We start from the raw sequence: 12,285 nt of genomic DNA, 5'->3' as shown, positions 1-12,285 counted from the left end.
CGCTCATGGACGAGAACGTTGATGCCAAGGCCGTCCAGGACTACCTCTCCGCGCTTCCGGCAGACCGGCGCGAGACCATCGACACGGTCCGGGAAACCGTCCTGGCCAACCTGCCGGGCGGCTACCAGGAGCGCATCGAGCACGGCATGCTGACGTACTCCATTCCGCTGAGCAGATATCCCAAGACCTACAACAAGAAGCCGCTGGAATACGTTGCGTTGGCGTCGCAGAAGAACTACCTCTCGCTCTACCTGATGGGCGTCTACGGCAACCCGGGCGGCGAGGCGGCGTTCCGCGATCGCTGGGCGAAGACCGGCAAGAAGCTCGACATGGGCAAGAGCTGCGTGCGCTTCAAGCGGGCTGACGACCTGCCGCTCGACCTGGTCGGTGAGGTGATCGCCGAAATCCCGGTCGAGAAGTACATCGAGATGTACGAAGCAGCCCGAAACCGCTGACCTGGCCGAACGCTCGGCCTACCACTCCCACACGAACCCGACGATCGCGTGGCGGAGCTCCTCGACCATCCGATGAGCAGAGAACCGCGTGTCGAGCCGCACCGACTCCTTGCGCAACGGCGGAGAGTTGAGGTCGTTCCAGACCCCCCACCAGATGTTGTTCGGCACTCGCTGCGGGTGGAACTCCACGCGCAGGCTGAGATTCCGGATCGGCTGCGTGCCCGCACCCCGGCGCAGCTCGGTCGGTGGAGGTGTGGAGTAGAAGAAATTCATGCGGTAGTGCAGGTCCGCCGTTTCGCCCTTTGCCAGCGGTGCGGTGAGCGTGACATCGACGCCGAAATAGCCGTCGGGGAACTGGTACATCTCGCTGGCGACGCCACCCCAGATCATCTCGAGCTCGAGATCTTCGGTGTCGAACCGGATCGGGTGGTTGCTCACGCCGTCGCGTACGGCCTCGATGACGTGGCGGGTCTCGTGGGTGGAGGGGCGTCCGTCGGCACCGAGGACATGCGACTCGATCAGCTGGATGGTGCGTCGTTCACGGGGATCCAGCTTGCCGGCAACGCCTTCTGGCAGCTGCCACGATCCGGAAACCACTCTGGAACTGGTGTATCCGTTGAACAAGGCGTAGAGCCGCGCCGCGTCCGGCTCGTCCATGGCGAACGCGTCGACGAACAGCTTCAGCGTTCCGGCGCTCAGGACATCGCCGCGGAGCGCTCGGCGAACGGTGTCGTTCAGCCCTCGGTAGTCGGTGCCGCTGGTGTCGCCTTCCCGGACGAGGTGGTCGGCAAGCACGCGCGCCACCGCGTCGGTGTTGATCTGCCCGCCCGGACTCAGCCGCTGCGCGCGGCGTTCCCACCGGCTGCGATACAGGCCGGGCTGTTCGAGCAGTACGGAAAGATACTCTCCAGTACGCCCGATGTGTTGTTGTCGTTGCATTCTTGGTGCCCCCAACCGCACCCATGCCCATAAGCGCGACGGCGTTGCCCAGCACGCAGAGGCTAGCCGAAATTCACGAAGGATTGCGACAGGGATGCGACATTGAGTCAGTAGCGTTGCTTTCGACCACTTCACAACGGTGCTCGTTAGGGGCGATCGGCGAGGTTCCACCCTCGACAGGACCTCGCAAGCCAAAAACCGCCGTCGGTGCCTTCTGGTTCTGGGCCAGGGGTCGCCGACGGCGGTTTTTTGGGCGTGCGTAGAACCGTGTGAGCAGCCTCTCCCTGCACGGCATTGTGATCATACGCGCCCGCACCGTAATCCGTCACCCCCCGGCCGACGTACCGAACCGGGCTTTGATCCGGATTGGCTACCATGCGTTCTCATTGCGTTCACCACACTGGCGACCGTTGAGTAACGTGCTGAGGAGGTCAATTCGTGCCGCACGGACAGCTCGCGACCAAACCATCGACTGTGCGAGCCGTACCCCACGAGCACGCGACGCCCCGGCTCGGCGTCGTCATCGTCACGATGGGAAACCGGCCGGCTGAGCTTTCCGCCTTGCTGGACTCGGTGTTCACGCAGGCCGGGCCGCCGCCGCGGGTGGTTGTCGTCGGCCAGGGCACGTCGCTCGCGGGCCTGCCCGATCCCGCCGAACGAGTCGAGCTGCCCGAGAACATCGGGCTGCCAGGTGGACGCAACGCCGGGCTGGCCGCGCTGCGTGGACACGTCGACGTCGTCATCTACCTCGACGACGACGGCCTGCTGCCCGACCGCGACACCGTGGAGAAGGTGCGCACGGCCTTCGCTGATGATCCGACGCTTGGGATCTTGACGTTCCGGATCGCCGACGAGACAGGCACCACCCAACGCCGGCACGTCCCGCGGCTGCGGGCCTCCGACCCGTTGCGACCGTCGGAGGTCACCACGTTCCTCGGCGGCGGCAACGCGATCCGCATGGACGTGGTCGAGCAGACCGGCGACTGGCCGGAGCAGTTCTTCTTCTTCCACGAGGAAACCGACGTCGCATGGCGGGCGCTGGACGCCGGCTGGCGCATCGACTACCGGCCGGACCTGCTGCTGCGCCACCCGCGGACCTCACCCTCCCGGCACGCGGTCTACTACCGGTGGATCGCCCGCAACCGGGTCTGGCTGGCGCGACGTCACCTGCCGGTCGTGCTGGTGCCGGTCTACCTCGGCGTGTGGACGCTGATCACGCTGCTGCGCCGCCCGCCGCTGGCCGGCCTGCGCGCGTGGGCAGCCGGCTTCCTCGAAGGCTGCCGCACCGCCTGCGGCGAACGCCGCCCGATGCGGTGGAGCACGGTGTGGCGGATGACCAAGCTCGGTCGCCCGCCGATCGTCTGAACACCAGCGGCGGCGATCCTCCGCCACCTGGACGCCCCGCCGCGCCGCACAGCCAGGCCGCCGGGAGGAACAGGTCACGATCCGCCCGGCACGTCCGCGCAGCTGTGCACTCGCCACCGGTGCCGGGCCGGGCGGTGGCGCGACAGCAGAGGACGCCGCACGCCTGCCTGGCGTACGGCGTCCTCATTGTTTGTTGCCGGTTGTTTGTTGCCGGCTGTCAGCCGCGTTCGCGGCCGTTGATGCGGGTGGGCTCGGTGGGTTCCGGCAGCGGGGTCAGCCCGGTCTCGGGGAGCGGCGTCTGCTGCTGCTCACCGTTCGCCGGTGCCGCCGGCGGTGCGGCTGCCGCGCCGGCGGCCGTACGGAGCGGCACCGACTTGATCAGGAAGCCGATCAGGAACGCGACCACCGCGAACGGCAGGCCCCACACGAACACGTAGTGCGTGGCGTCGGCCAGGGCGGTGAGCAGCGGTTCCTTGATCGCCGGCGGGATCTGGGCCAGCTGGGCCGGGTCGAGGTTGCCGCTGCTGGCTCCCTCGACCTTGTCCATGCCGGGGATCCCGGCCAGGCCGTCGTTCAGGCGGCTGGCGAACAGCGCGCCGAACAGCGAGACACCGAACGATCCACCGATCGAGCGGAAGAACGTCGACGTGCTGCTCGCGACACCCATGTCCCGAGGCTCGGCGCCGTTCTGGGCCAGCAACATGGTCAGCTGCATCAGCATCGCCATGCCGATGCCGAGCACCACCATGTAGAGCCCGAGCGTGAACTTGCTGGTGTTGACGTCGATCGTCGCCATCAGCGCGATGCCGGCGGCCAGGACTCCGCCACCGAGGATCGGGAAGGTCCGGTAGTGCCCGGTGCGGGTGATGATCTGACCGATGATCGGGCCGAGGATCAGCATCGGAACCATCATCGGCAGCAGCAGGAGACCGCTGTTGGTGGCCGAGGCACCCTGCACGGTCTGCTGGAACAGCGGCAGGAACGTGATCGCACCGAACATCGCGAAGCCGACCAGGAAGCCCTGCGACGTCGCCACACTGAAGTTGCGGTCCTTGAACAGCCGCAGCGGGATCATCGGCTCCTGCGCCTTGCGTTCGACCAGCAGGAACGCCACGGTCGCGACGACGCCGATGATCGCGAGGCTGATGATCTGCCACGAGCCCCAGTCGTACTGGTTGCCACCCCAGCTCGTCACCAGGACGAGCGAGGCCGCTCCGATCGTCAGCACGGCAGCGCCGAGCCAGTCGATCTTGTGCTCGATCTTGTGCCGCGGGAGGTGCAGCGTCAACGCGATGACGGTCAGGGCGATCGCGCCGAGCGGCAGGTTGATGTAGAACGCCCAGCGCCACGACAGGTGGTCGGTCAGCAGGCCGCCGAGCAGCGGGCCGCCGATCGTCGCCACACCCATGACAGGGGCGGTGTAGCCCATGATCTTGCCACGGTCGCGAGGCGGCACCAGGTCACCGATGATCGCCATCACGCCGACGATCAGGCCACCGGCGCCCAGGCCCTGCAGCGCCCGGAACCCGATCAGCTGGATCATCGTCTGGGACGCGCCGGACAGCGCCGAGCCCAGCAGGAACAGCACGATCGCACCCATGAACAGGCGCTTCCGGCCGAAGAGGTCGCCCAGCTTGCCGTACAGCGGCGTGGAAACGGTCATCGTGAGGATGTACGCGGTGACCACCCACGACAGGTGGTCGAGACCGCCGAGCTCACCGACGATGCGGGGCATCGCCGTCCCGATGATCAGGTTGTCCAGCATCGCCAGCAGCATCGCGATCAACAGGCCCGGCAACACGATCTTGATCTGGCGACTGGCCGCGGCGGCGTCAGCAGCCGTCGCCGGCGTTGCGGTCGACATTGGTGCTCCCTCCCAAACTTTCACTGTAGTTCGCAGCCGGTGAAGGCTTCCTTACCGGCCGGCAGGTTAGTAGACTTACTTGCCGTACGGTAAGTACAAAACTAACCTGTCGTCAAGTAAATTCCGTCAAACGGCGGTCAAGGTTGAGGAGCTGGTGATGGCGGAGCCGGAACGCAAGCCCCGCGGGCGACCGCGTGGTCGCGCTCGGGGTGCGAGCGGCCACACAAGGGAGCAGATCTGCGCGATCGCGACGGAGCTGTTCAACGAGCAGGGCTACGACAAGACCTCGCTACGCGAGATCGCCGACCGGCTCGGTGTGACCAAGGCCGCTCTCTATTACCACTTCAAGTCCAAGGAAGAGATCGTCTGGACGATCGTCGACGACTACCTCGCCGAGGTCGACGACGTGATCGCGTCGGCCGGCCAGCAGCCTGCGACCCCGGAGGCCAGGCGGGAGACCCTGGAGCGCTACGCCGAGGTCGTCGGCCAGCAGATCGGCTCGATGCGGTTCTTCCAGCAGAACCCCAGCGGCCTGAAGTCCACCGAGCTCGGGCAGAAGTTCCGCACGCGGATGGGTGAGCTCCACAAGGCCCTGCTGCCGCAGGACCCGTCCGATCGCGACCGGCTGCACGCGTTCCTCGCGGTGATCACGCAGCACATCGCGTCCGAAGTACTGAAGGACAGCGACGCAGACAAGGCGACCCGGGCGAAAACCGCGCTCGAGGTCGGCCTGGAGCTGCTGCCCTGACACACAGAACGGCGGCGCGCCGCGAACCTCGCGACACACCGCCGTTCGTACCGAGCTCCAACCGAAGAGCGAGAGCTAGCGCACCTTCTCGCCGAGCACGTTGTCGTTACCGCCGTGCTTGGCCAGCCACGCGTCGATCTTGTCGGTCTTGACCGCGTCGAACAACTCCTTGGTCTTCACCGGGTCGGAGTAGACGACCGACTGGCTGCCCTCCATGCCCGTCGCCGGGTTGGCCCGCGGCACGAGGATGAAGTGCACGTTGCTGCCCCGGATGCTGCGCATCTGCAACGCCAGCTCGCGCATCTTGCCGTTGGTGAGCGTGTCGTCGACGTAGAGGTTCTTGGTGACCGCGTCGAGGACGCCGAAGATCTTGCTGGGGCTGGTGCCCCGCGAGAGCGTCTGCACCATCAGCGCGCGGAGGTAGTTCTGCTGGCGGCGGGCGCGGTCGAAGTCGCCCTCCTTGAGGTGCTTGCGCTCGCGTACGTAGTCGAGCGCCTCGTCACCGGTCAACGTGACCTTGCCAGGGCCGTAGTACTTGCCGCTGGCGAAGCGGGTCTTCTCCGGGAAGTCCATCTCGACGCCGCCGAGCGCGTCGGTCAGGTCGCGGAAGCCGGCCCAGTTGATCACCGCGAGGTACTTCATCCGCATGTGGGTGAACTCTTCGAGCGTCTCGACGTAGAGCTTCGGCCCGCCGAAGGAGTACGCGGAGTTGATCTTGTTCTTGCCGCTCCGGCCGGGGATGGTGACCCAGGTGTCGCGCGGGACCGAGATCAGGTAGGCGTTCTTCCGGTCACCGGTGATGTGCAAGATCATGATGGTGTCGGAACGCTGACCGCTCTTCTGGAGGTCGTCAACCGTCTGACCATCAGCGTCTTCCCGGGCGTCCGTGCCGGCGAGCAGGATGTTGATCGCTCCGGCGCCGGCACCCTGCGTAACCTCCTTGGGACGCTTCGACTCGTCGATGCCGTCGAAGGCCTGGAAACGCTGGACCTGGTTGCCGACCTTCTCCGACCAGAGGTAGATCGTCAGCACGCCACCGCCGGCCAGGATCAGCAGCGAGGCAAGGGCGATGAGGAGCGCGGTCTTGGTCTTGTTCCGCTTGCGCCGACGCTGCGCGGGCGCGGGAGGGTAAGCCTCCGCCGCGGTCTGGTCGTCGTCGTAGTAGTAGCCGTCGTCGTTACCGTCGTCGCGCCGGTAAAGCGGCCGCGGCTCGTCGTCGGTGCGGTAGTAGTTGCTCATCAAGTCCCTCGTGCGCCTTCGGTTGGTTCGGGCGACGTGCTCCCCGTGGGTCGGTGGCCAGTGCCTTCGAGGACCAGCCCCGATAACACTGACGCATAGACAAGACGCGTGGTTGTCCCGGACGGTTACTGTGCATATGCCGTGGAAGGGAGTCTACGGACGGTTGCTGAGCAGCGGTAGGCCCGGTTGTGACCTGGGGAACACTGAGCGCACTAGAGTGAGGGCCGATGAGCGCTCCATTCCAGATCCCAGACGATCTTGACCCGGCCGTCATGCCGCTGGCGTTCCTGCTCGGCCGCTGGGAAGGCCGCGGGCGCGGCGAGTACCCCACGATCGAGCCGTTCGAGTTCGGCCAGGAGGTCGTGTTCAGCCAGAACGGCAAGCCGTTCCTCTACTACACCAGCCGTAGCTGGCTGATCGACGAGGAAGGCACCGCCATCCGCCCGCTGGCGATGGAGACCGGCTTCTGGCGTCCCCAGCCGGACGGCGGGCTCGAGGTCGTGATGGCGCACCCGACCGGCTTCGCCGAGATCTGGTACGGCCGGGTTGACGGCGCCAAGATCGAGATAGCCACCGACGTCGTGGCCCGTACGACGTCGGCGAAGGAATACGTCGGAGGTCAGAGGCTCTACGGCCTGGTCGAGGGCTCGCTGCTCTGGACGTTCGACATGGCGGCGGTGGGCGAATCCCTGCAGTCCCATCTGTGGGCGAAGCTCGACCGCGCGAACTAATCTTGACGTCTGTCATGACCGAGTCGCTTCCGCAGGAACTCCAGCACGAGCTGAGATCGCGTGGCTACCGTTTGACGCCGCAGCGCCAGCTGGTGCTCGAGGCCGTCCAAGAACTGGGGCATGCCACGCCCGACGAGGTCCTGACCGCCGTTCGTAGCAAGGCCAGGGGCGTCAACCAGTCGACGATCTACCGCACGCTGGAGCTGCTCGAAGAGCTCGAGCTGGTGACGCACACCCATCTTGGGCACGGAGCGCCGACGTATCATCCGGCCAGCGCGCCCGATCATGCTCATCTGGTGTGTCGGAGCTGTGACCGTGTGCAGCAGGTGGATCCGGATGTGGTGGAGCCGCTGGTGCATGCGCTGCAGGAGCGGTACGGCTTCGTGACCGACATCCGGCATCTGACCGTGCAGGGCGACTGTGCGGATTGTGCGAAGCGGAAGGCCAACAGCGGCTGATCGGGCTGACGGCCTTGGGCTGGGGTCCGGTGGGTTGGTGGCGGCGGAGCGGTGGAATATCCCGGTGGCGTCGTAGGCTCGGTAGATGTGAGCGATTACGTCAGTCCTTTGCTGTCCCTGCCCGGTGCTGTTCCGGGTGACGCCCCTGACTCCGGGGTGGCCGCGCACTACGGCGACCCGTTTCGGGAGCAGCGGCAGCTGGAGGATGGCGCCGGCTTCGTGGACCTGTCGCATCGTGGGGTGGTGCGGGTCACCGGGCCGGATCGGCTGTCTTGGCTGCACTCGCTGACCACGCAGGCTCTGGAGGATCTGGCACCCGGTGGGGCGACGACCGCGCTGATCTTGTCGCCGCACGGGCATGTCGAGCACGCTCTCTATCTCGTCGACGACGGGACGGCGACGTGGGCGCACGTCGAGCCGGGGACGGCTGCGGCCGCCGCCGCGTTTCTCGACTCGATGCGGTTCATGCTGCGGGTCGAGGTCGCCGACCTGAGTGACGACTACGCCGTCGTGTGGGAGCCGCGTTCCGACGGTGCGGCCGAGCACCTGGTTCGCAGTGCGGACGACTCGCTCGGTGGGCGGGAGTTGTTCGTTCCTCGCGAGTCGCTTCCGGCGTACGCCGACGGCGCCGGGCCCGCGGCCGGGCTGTGGGCGTACGAAGCGCTGCGCGTCGCCGCTCATTTGCCGCGGCTCGGCTTCGAGACCGATCACAAGACGATCCCCAACGAGGTCGGCTGGCTCGACACCGCCGTCCACCTCACCAAGGGCTGCTATCGCGGCCAGGAGACGGTCGCCCGGGTGCACAACCTCGGCCGGCCGCCGCGGCGGCTGACGTTCCTGCATCTCGACGGTTCGGCCGAACGCCTGCCCGCCCGCGGCGCTCCAGTGCTCCAGGGTGAACGCGAGGTGGGACGGATCACGAGCAGCGTCCGGCACGCCGAGCTCGGGCCGATCGCGCTCGCCGTACTCCGGCGCAACACCCCGGTTGACGCGGCGTTGACCGTGGAGGAGGTTGCGGCGGCGCAGGAAGTGATCGTCCCGCCGGAGATCGGTCTGCACGTTCGCACACTGCGCTGAATCGCCCCAGCCGCTAGGCTTCGTGATCATGGCGAAGGGGCTCAAAGGCGCGGGCGGATTCTTGAAGAAGATGCTTGGCGACCTGATTCGCCCGGTGCGACGCCGGCGACCCGGGCGGGCGGCTCCAACCCCACCCCGGACACCCACTCCAACGCCTTCGCCGCCGAGACCGAACACCCCACTCGGCCCGAACAACCTCAAGCCCAACGACCTCGGCCCGAATGCGACGCAGCACGTCGGCACCGGCAAGGGGCGGGCGAAGAACAAGTTCCCCAACGAGAACGGTCCAGCCAACGGCACGCTGTACCGGCTCGACGAGAACGGCAACGTCCGCCACTACGCGACCTACGATGCCAACGGCCGGATCACGTCGCGCGTCGACATGCAGGGTGCGGCACACGGCGGCGTCCCCACCCCGCACACGTTGCGGTACACACACAACACCGGGCCGGACGGACGGGTCCACGTCCAGTCCAACAAGACAGTCGATCCCTGGGATGCGAGTACTGACATATGAGCAACGAACCCGAAGTCCAGTCCTGGCAGGGATCGCGTCCGCTTCCGAGCTTCTTCCTCAACTGGCGGGCGGGGTTCGAGCCTGGCGGCCCGGGCTTCACACCGTCGGACTACCTCGGCCAGGACCAGGCGGTCCCGTTCGTCCTGCTGTCGGCGTGGCTGTTCAACCCCGAGACGACCGAGCACAACGGCGGGATCTTCCTGACCGAGCGCTTCAGCGCCGAGAACGCCGACAAGTGGGTCGCGCACTTCGGTGGCGACGTGCACGGCGCGGAGAAGATGGTCAACGGCATCACGCTGTACGACTTCTTCACCAACGCCGACCTCGATCCCTACAGCGACCAGGATCTCGCGTTGCTGGCCGACTCGATCGCCGAGTGCTGGCGGGGTGTGCTGGGCCGGCGCTACTCCGACCGGCGGATCACGGTCGAGGTCTCCGGCGCGAACGACGCTGACTACGGCCCGCGGATCACGTTCTGGAGCGCTTGACCTTCACACTGATGTGAGGCCTTAGCGTCGACCGCATGAGCAAGCTCTCCTCACCTGCGGTCGACCTCGAGGTGGTCCTGCCCGACGAGTCGGCCGCGATGCCGCCCGAGCGGCTCGCCGAGCTGGCGGTCGTGGCGGAATGCCTTGGGTACCGGAAGGTCTGGCTACCCGATCATCTGCTGCCTCCGGGACAGTACGGCCAACGGTTCGGCGGCGTGTACGAGCCGCTCGTGTCGCTGTCGTACCTCGCCGCGCGAACTCAGACGATCGGGCTCGGTACGTCGGTACTCGTCCTGCCGTTGCGGAGCCCGTTCGTCGTCGCCAAGCAGGCGGCCACGCTGGACCGGCTCTCCGGCGGCCGGCTCACGCTGGGCGTCGGTATCGGCTGGGAACGTACGGAGTTCGCCGCGGTCGGTGTCGACTTCCGGGAGCGGGCCGCGCGCACGGACGAGGCGATCGCGCTGCTGCGGCACCTCTTCTCCAGGGAGGGCCGGTTCGAGGGCCGCTACTACGGCTACGAGACCGGCGTGTTCGAGCCGCGGCCAGACCGCGAGATCCCGATCATGGTCGGTGGCACCAGCGACGCCGCGCTGCGAAGGGCGGCCGCGCTGGGCGACGAGTGGCAGGCGTTCGCGCTGGATCCGGTCGGCTTCGGCGAGCGGCTGGCGCGGCTGCGCGAGCTGTCCGATCGCCGGGTACGAGCGACGACGCGCATCGACTGGCCGGCCGGTACGACACCGGTCGCCGCGGTCGTGGAACAGGTCGGCGCGTTCGCCGCCGCAGGGGCGGAGGCCGTTGCGGTCCGGTTCGGCGACGAGCCGGACGCCGAGAAGCGGATGGCCGAGCTCGCCGACGCCGCCGGTCGCTGACAAGCAGAGTCGCTGACAGGAACAAAGTCTCCGCCAAACAAAGGGCGGCACCCGCATGGGTGCCGCCCTTCGCAATGGTCCCCCCGATGGGGACTAGGGGTGCTACTTGCGGATCTCAGCCCGAGCCTGGGCGATCTCCAGCTTGGTGCCGAGCGGGTAGGCCAGGCCCTTCTCACCGATCACGACCTCGATCATCGTGACGGTGATGCTGCTCTTGGTCTTGACGACCTTGTTGAGCGTGACCTTGCCGAGACCCTTGACCTCGAGCGTGGTGTTCGGCCCGATGTGGTCCCCGACAGCGGTACCACCGACCTTGAGGTCCACAAGCTGCGAACCCTTGTCGGACAGCACGATCTCGCCGTTCGCGTCACGTTTGACGGAAGCGACGGCCCGGATCGCCCGGGCAGACACGAGGCTGTTGAGCACATCGGCACCCGCGATCGAGACCTGGGACGTACCCGAAGTCTCGGACGTGGTGACCTTGCCCTCGGCCCGCGCCTCGATGGCACCGGCGTGAGCGGCCTTGCCGACCTCGCCCGTACCAATGGTGTTCTTGGACTTGCCGCCCAGGCACTTCAGCGCGACCTGAGAGGTCGGGCCGTGCTTGACCACGCCGTTGGCCAGCGTCAGGCGGGTGCCGAACGCACCGCCGGCGAGGAAGCCGGGCATCGGCTTCAGCAGGCTGGAGCGGGTCTGGCTGAGGAACACGTGCGTGCCGACCTTCAGACCCAGCGGGTTGTCCTTGAGGATCGCGACGTGCAGGGCGGTCGTGTTGACCTTGTACTCGTCGCCGATCCACTTCGCGCTCTGCTCGTTGATCGTGACCTCACCGATCGAGCCAACGCCCGGAAGCTTGATCTCGATCTTGGTGTTGGGTCCTGCCTCAACGTTGATCGGCTTGCCTGCAATCGTCAGGCTCGCGATCTTCGAGCTGTGCTTGGGGGTGTAGGTGTAGCCATCAGTCGTGGCAACCGCCTTGGAGGTGATGGCACCCCACTTCACCAGCCCGTTGAGCAACTGGCCGCCCTCGGTGTGCGCGTACGACACCGACGACTTCTTGCCTCCGTCCGCAACCGTCTCCGCAACGGTCTCGGTGGCGCCGGTACGACCCAGGCCACGGAGGTCGGCAGCAGCGGCGTTGGCCGTCCGCTTCTGCCCCGTCGCCGACGTGCAGGCAACCGTGACCTGCGCGGACGGCCCGTGCACGACATTCTTGCCGCTGGTGTACGCGTACGTGCCGGCTGCCTGAGCGATGAAGCCGACCTGCGGGGAGGCAAGGGGTGCGAGAACGCCGTTCAAGCTGGAGCCGGTCGAGCCCGAGGGCGCGATCGGGTTCATAGCCTGAGCGGACGGCGCCACCACAGCCAAGGCGCCCAACCCGGCCAGGGCCGAAGTCAGGATGCCGATAGTGCGGCGGCTGGCTTTGCGTTGGAGCATCAAGCCCCCTCATCGGGTGTTTGTGTTCTGCTGTAGGACTGCTCTGTCATACGGATTCCGGACACCCACCGTGACGACCTACTCGCCTTACGTGCGCA

General features: G+C 67.0%; 13 protein-coding genes. 9 read left to right on the top strand and 4 right to left on the bottom strand.

The annotated features are described in order from the left end of the window. The first annotated feature begins 5 nt into the window (after nucleotides 1-5). On the top strand, nucleotides 6-455 hold the full coding sequence (locus ACYVF6_RS07980) for a DUF1801 domain-containing protein (RefSeq protein ID WP_460517889.1): 450 nt from the start codon (nucleotides 6-8) through the stop codon (nucleotides 453-455). A gap of 18 nt (nucleotides 456-473) precedes the next feature. Here ACYVF6_RS07980 and ACYVF6_RS07975 read toward each other — a convergent pair whose 3' ends face one another. Further along, nucleotides 474-1,394 (bottom strand): hypothetical protein, encoded by a 921-nt coding sequence (locus ACYVF6_RS07975; protein ID WP_460517887.1) that lies wholly within the window; start codon nucleotides 1,392-1,394, stop codon nucleotides 474-476. A 438-nt stretch (nucleotides 1,395-1,832) separates the two neighbouring features. On the opposite strand from ACYVF6_RS07975, the gene ACYVF6_RS07970 reads away from it, so the two are divergent. Then, complete coding sequence (locus ACYVF6_RS07970; RefSeq protein ID WP_460517884.1) at nucleotides 1,833-2,759, top strand: glycosyltransferase family 2 protein; 927 nt, start codon at nucleotides 1,833-1,835, stop codon at nucleotides 2,757-2,759. A gap of 217 nt (nucleotides 2,760-2,976) precedes the next feature. Here ACYVF6_RS07970 and ACYVF6_RS07965 read toward each other — a convergent pair whose 3' ends face one another. Further along, a complete protein-coding gene (locus tag ACYVF6_RS07965) occupies nucleotides 2,977-4,623 on the bottom strand; it encodes an MDR family MFS transporter (protein WP_460517881.1) in 1,647 nt (548 codons plus the stop codon). Between the two features lie 157 nt (nucleotides 4,624-4,780). Here ACYVF6_RS07965 and ACYVF6_RS07960 point away from each other — a divergent pair, with 157 nt between their 5' ends. Further along, complete coding sequence (locus ACYVF6_RS07960) at nucleotides 4,781-5,371, top strand: TetR/AcrR family transcriptional regulator (protein ID WP_460517877.1); 591 nt, start codon at nucleotides 4,781-4,783, stop codon at nucleotides 5,369-5,371. Between the two features lie 75 nt (nucleotides 5,372-5,446). On the opposite strand, the gene ACYVF6_RS07955 is transcribed toward ACYVF6_RS07960, so the two are convergent. Then, nucleotides 5,447-6,610 carry an LCP family protein gene (locus tag ACYVF6_RS07955; protein ID WP_460517874.1) on the bottom strand — a complete coding sequence of 388 codons (1,164 nt, stop codon included), beginning with the start codon at nucleotides 6,608-6,610 and terminating at the stop codon, nucleotides 5,447-5,449. A gap of 227 nt (nucleotides 6,611-6,837) precedes the next feature. Between ACYVF6_RS07955 and ACYVF6_RS07950 the strand changes: the two genes are divergently transcribed. From ACYVF6_RS07950 to ACYVF6_RS07925, 6 genes are all read left to right on the top strand, one after another. Beyond that, on the top strand, nucleotides 6,838-7,341 hold the full coding sequence (locus tag ACYVF6_RS07950; RefSeq protein ID WP_460517871.1) for a heme-binding beta-barrel domain-containing protein: 504 nt from the start codon (nucleotides 6,838-6,840) through the stop codon (nucleotides 7,339-7,341). 14 nt (nucleotides 7,342-7,355) lie between these two features. Beyond that, the gene (locus ACYVF6_RS07945) at nucleotides 7,356-7,799 is read left to right on the top strand and encodes a Fur family transcriptional regulator (protein WP_460517868.1); all 444 of its coding nucleotides are present in this window, start codon (nucleotides 7,356-7,358) and stop codon (nucleotides 7,797-7,799) included. Between the two features lie 87 nt (nucleotides 7,800-7,886). Next, nucleotides 7,887-8,876 carry a YgfZ/GcvT domain-containing protein gene (ygfZ, locus tag ACYVF6_RS07940; protein WP_460517865.1) on the top strand — a complete coding sequence of 330 codons (990 nt, stop codon included), beginning with the start codon at nucleotides 7,887-7,889 and terminating at the stop codon, nucleotides 8,874-8,876. Between the two features lie 28 nt (nucleotides 8,877-8,904). Beyond that, nucleotides 8,905-9,393: a polymorphic toxin type 24 domain-containing protein gene (locus ACYVF6_RS07935; RefSeq protein ID WP_460517862.1), complete on the top strand. Its 489-nt coding sequence runs from the start codon at nucleotides 8,905-8,907 to the stop codon at nucleotides 9,391-9,393. After that, nucleotides 9,390-9,881: a hypothetical protein gene (locus tag ACYVF6_RS07930; protein ID WP_460517859.1), complete on the top strand. Its 492-nt coding sequence runs from the start codon at nucleotides 9,390-9,392 to the stop codon at nucleotides 9,879-9,881. Before ACYVF6_RS07935 ends, ACYVF6_RS07930 begins: the two co-directional genes overlap by 4 nt. 35 nt (nucleotides 9,882-9,916) lie before the next feature. Continuing rightward, on the top strand, nucleotides 9,917-10,750 hold the full coding sequence (locus ACYVF6_RS07925; RefSeq protein ID WP_460517857.1) for an LLM class oxidoreductase: 834 nt from the start codon (nucleotides 9,917-9,919) through the stop codon (nucleotides 10,748-10,750). A gap of 102 nt (nucleotides 10,751-10,852) precedes the next feature. On the opposite strand, the gene ACYVF6_RS07920 is transcribed toward ACYVF6_RS07925, so the two are convergent. Beyond that, on the bottom strand, nucleotides 10,853-12,088 hold the full coding sequence (locus tag ACYVF6_RS07920) for a choice-of-anchor P family protein (protein ID WP_460517854.1): 1,236 nt from the start codon (nucleotides 12,086-12,088) through the stop codon (nucleotides 10,853-10,855). Nucleotides 12,089-12,285: the final 197 nt, after the last annotated feature.

The sequence above is a fragment of the Flindersiella endophytica genome (genome assembly GCF_054779015.1).
Note: the sequence above shows the minus strand (reverse complement) of the source record. Positions and strands in the feature narration are given on the sequence as shown.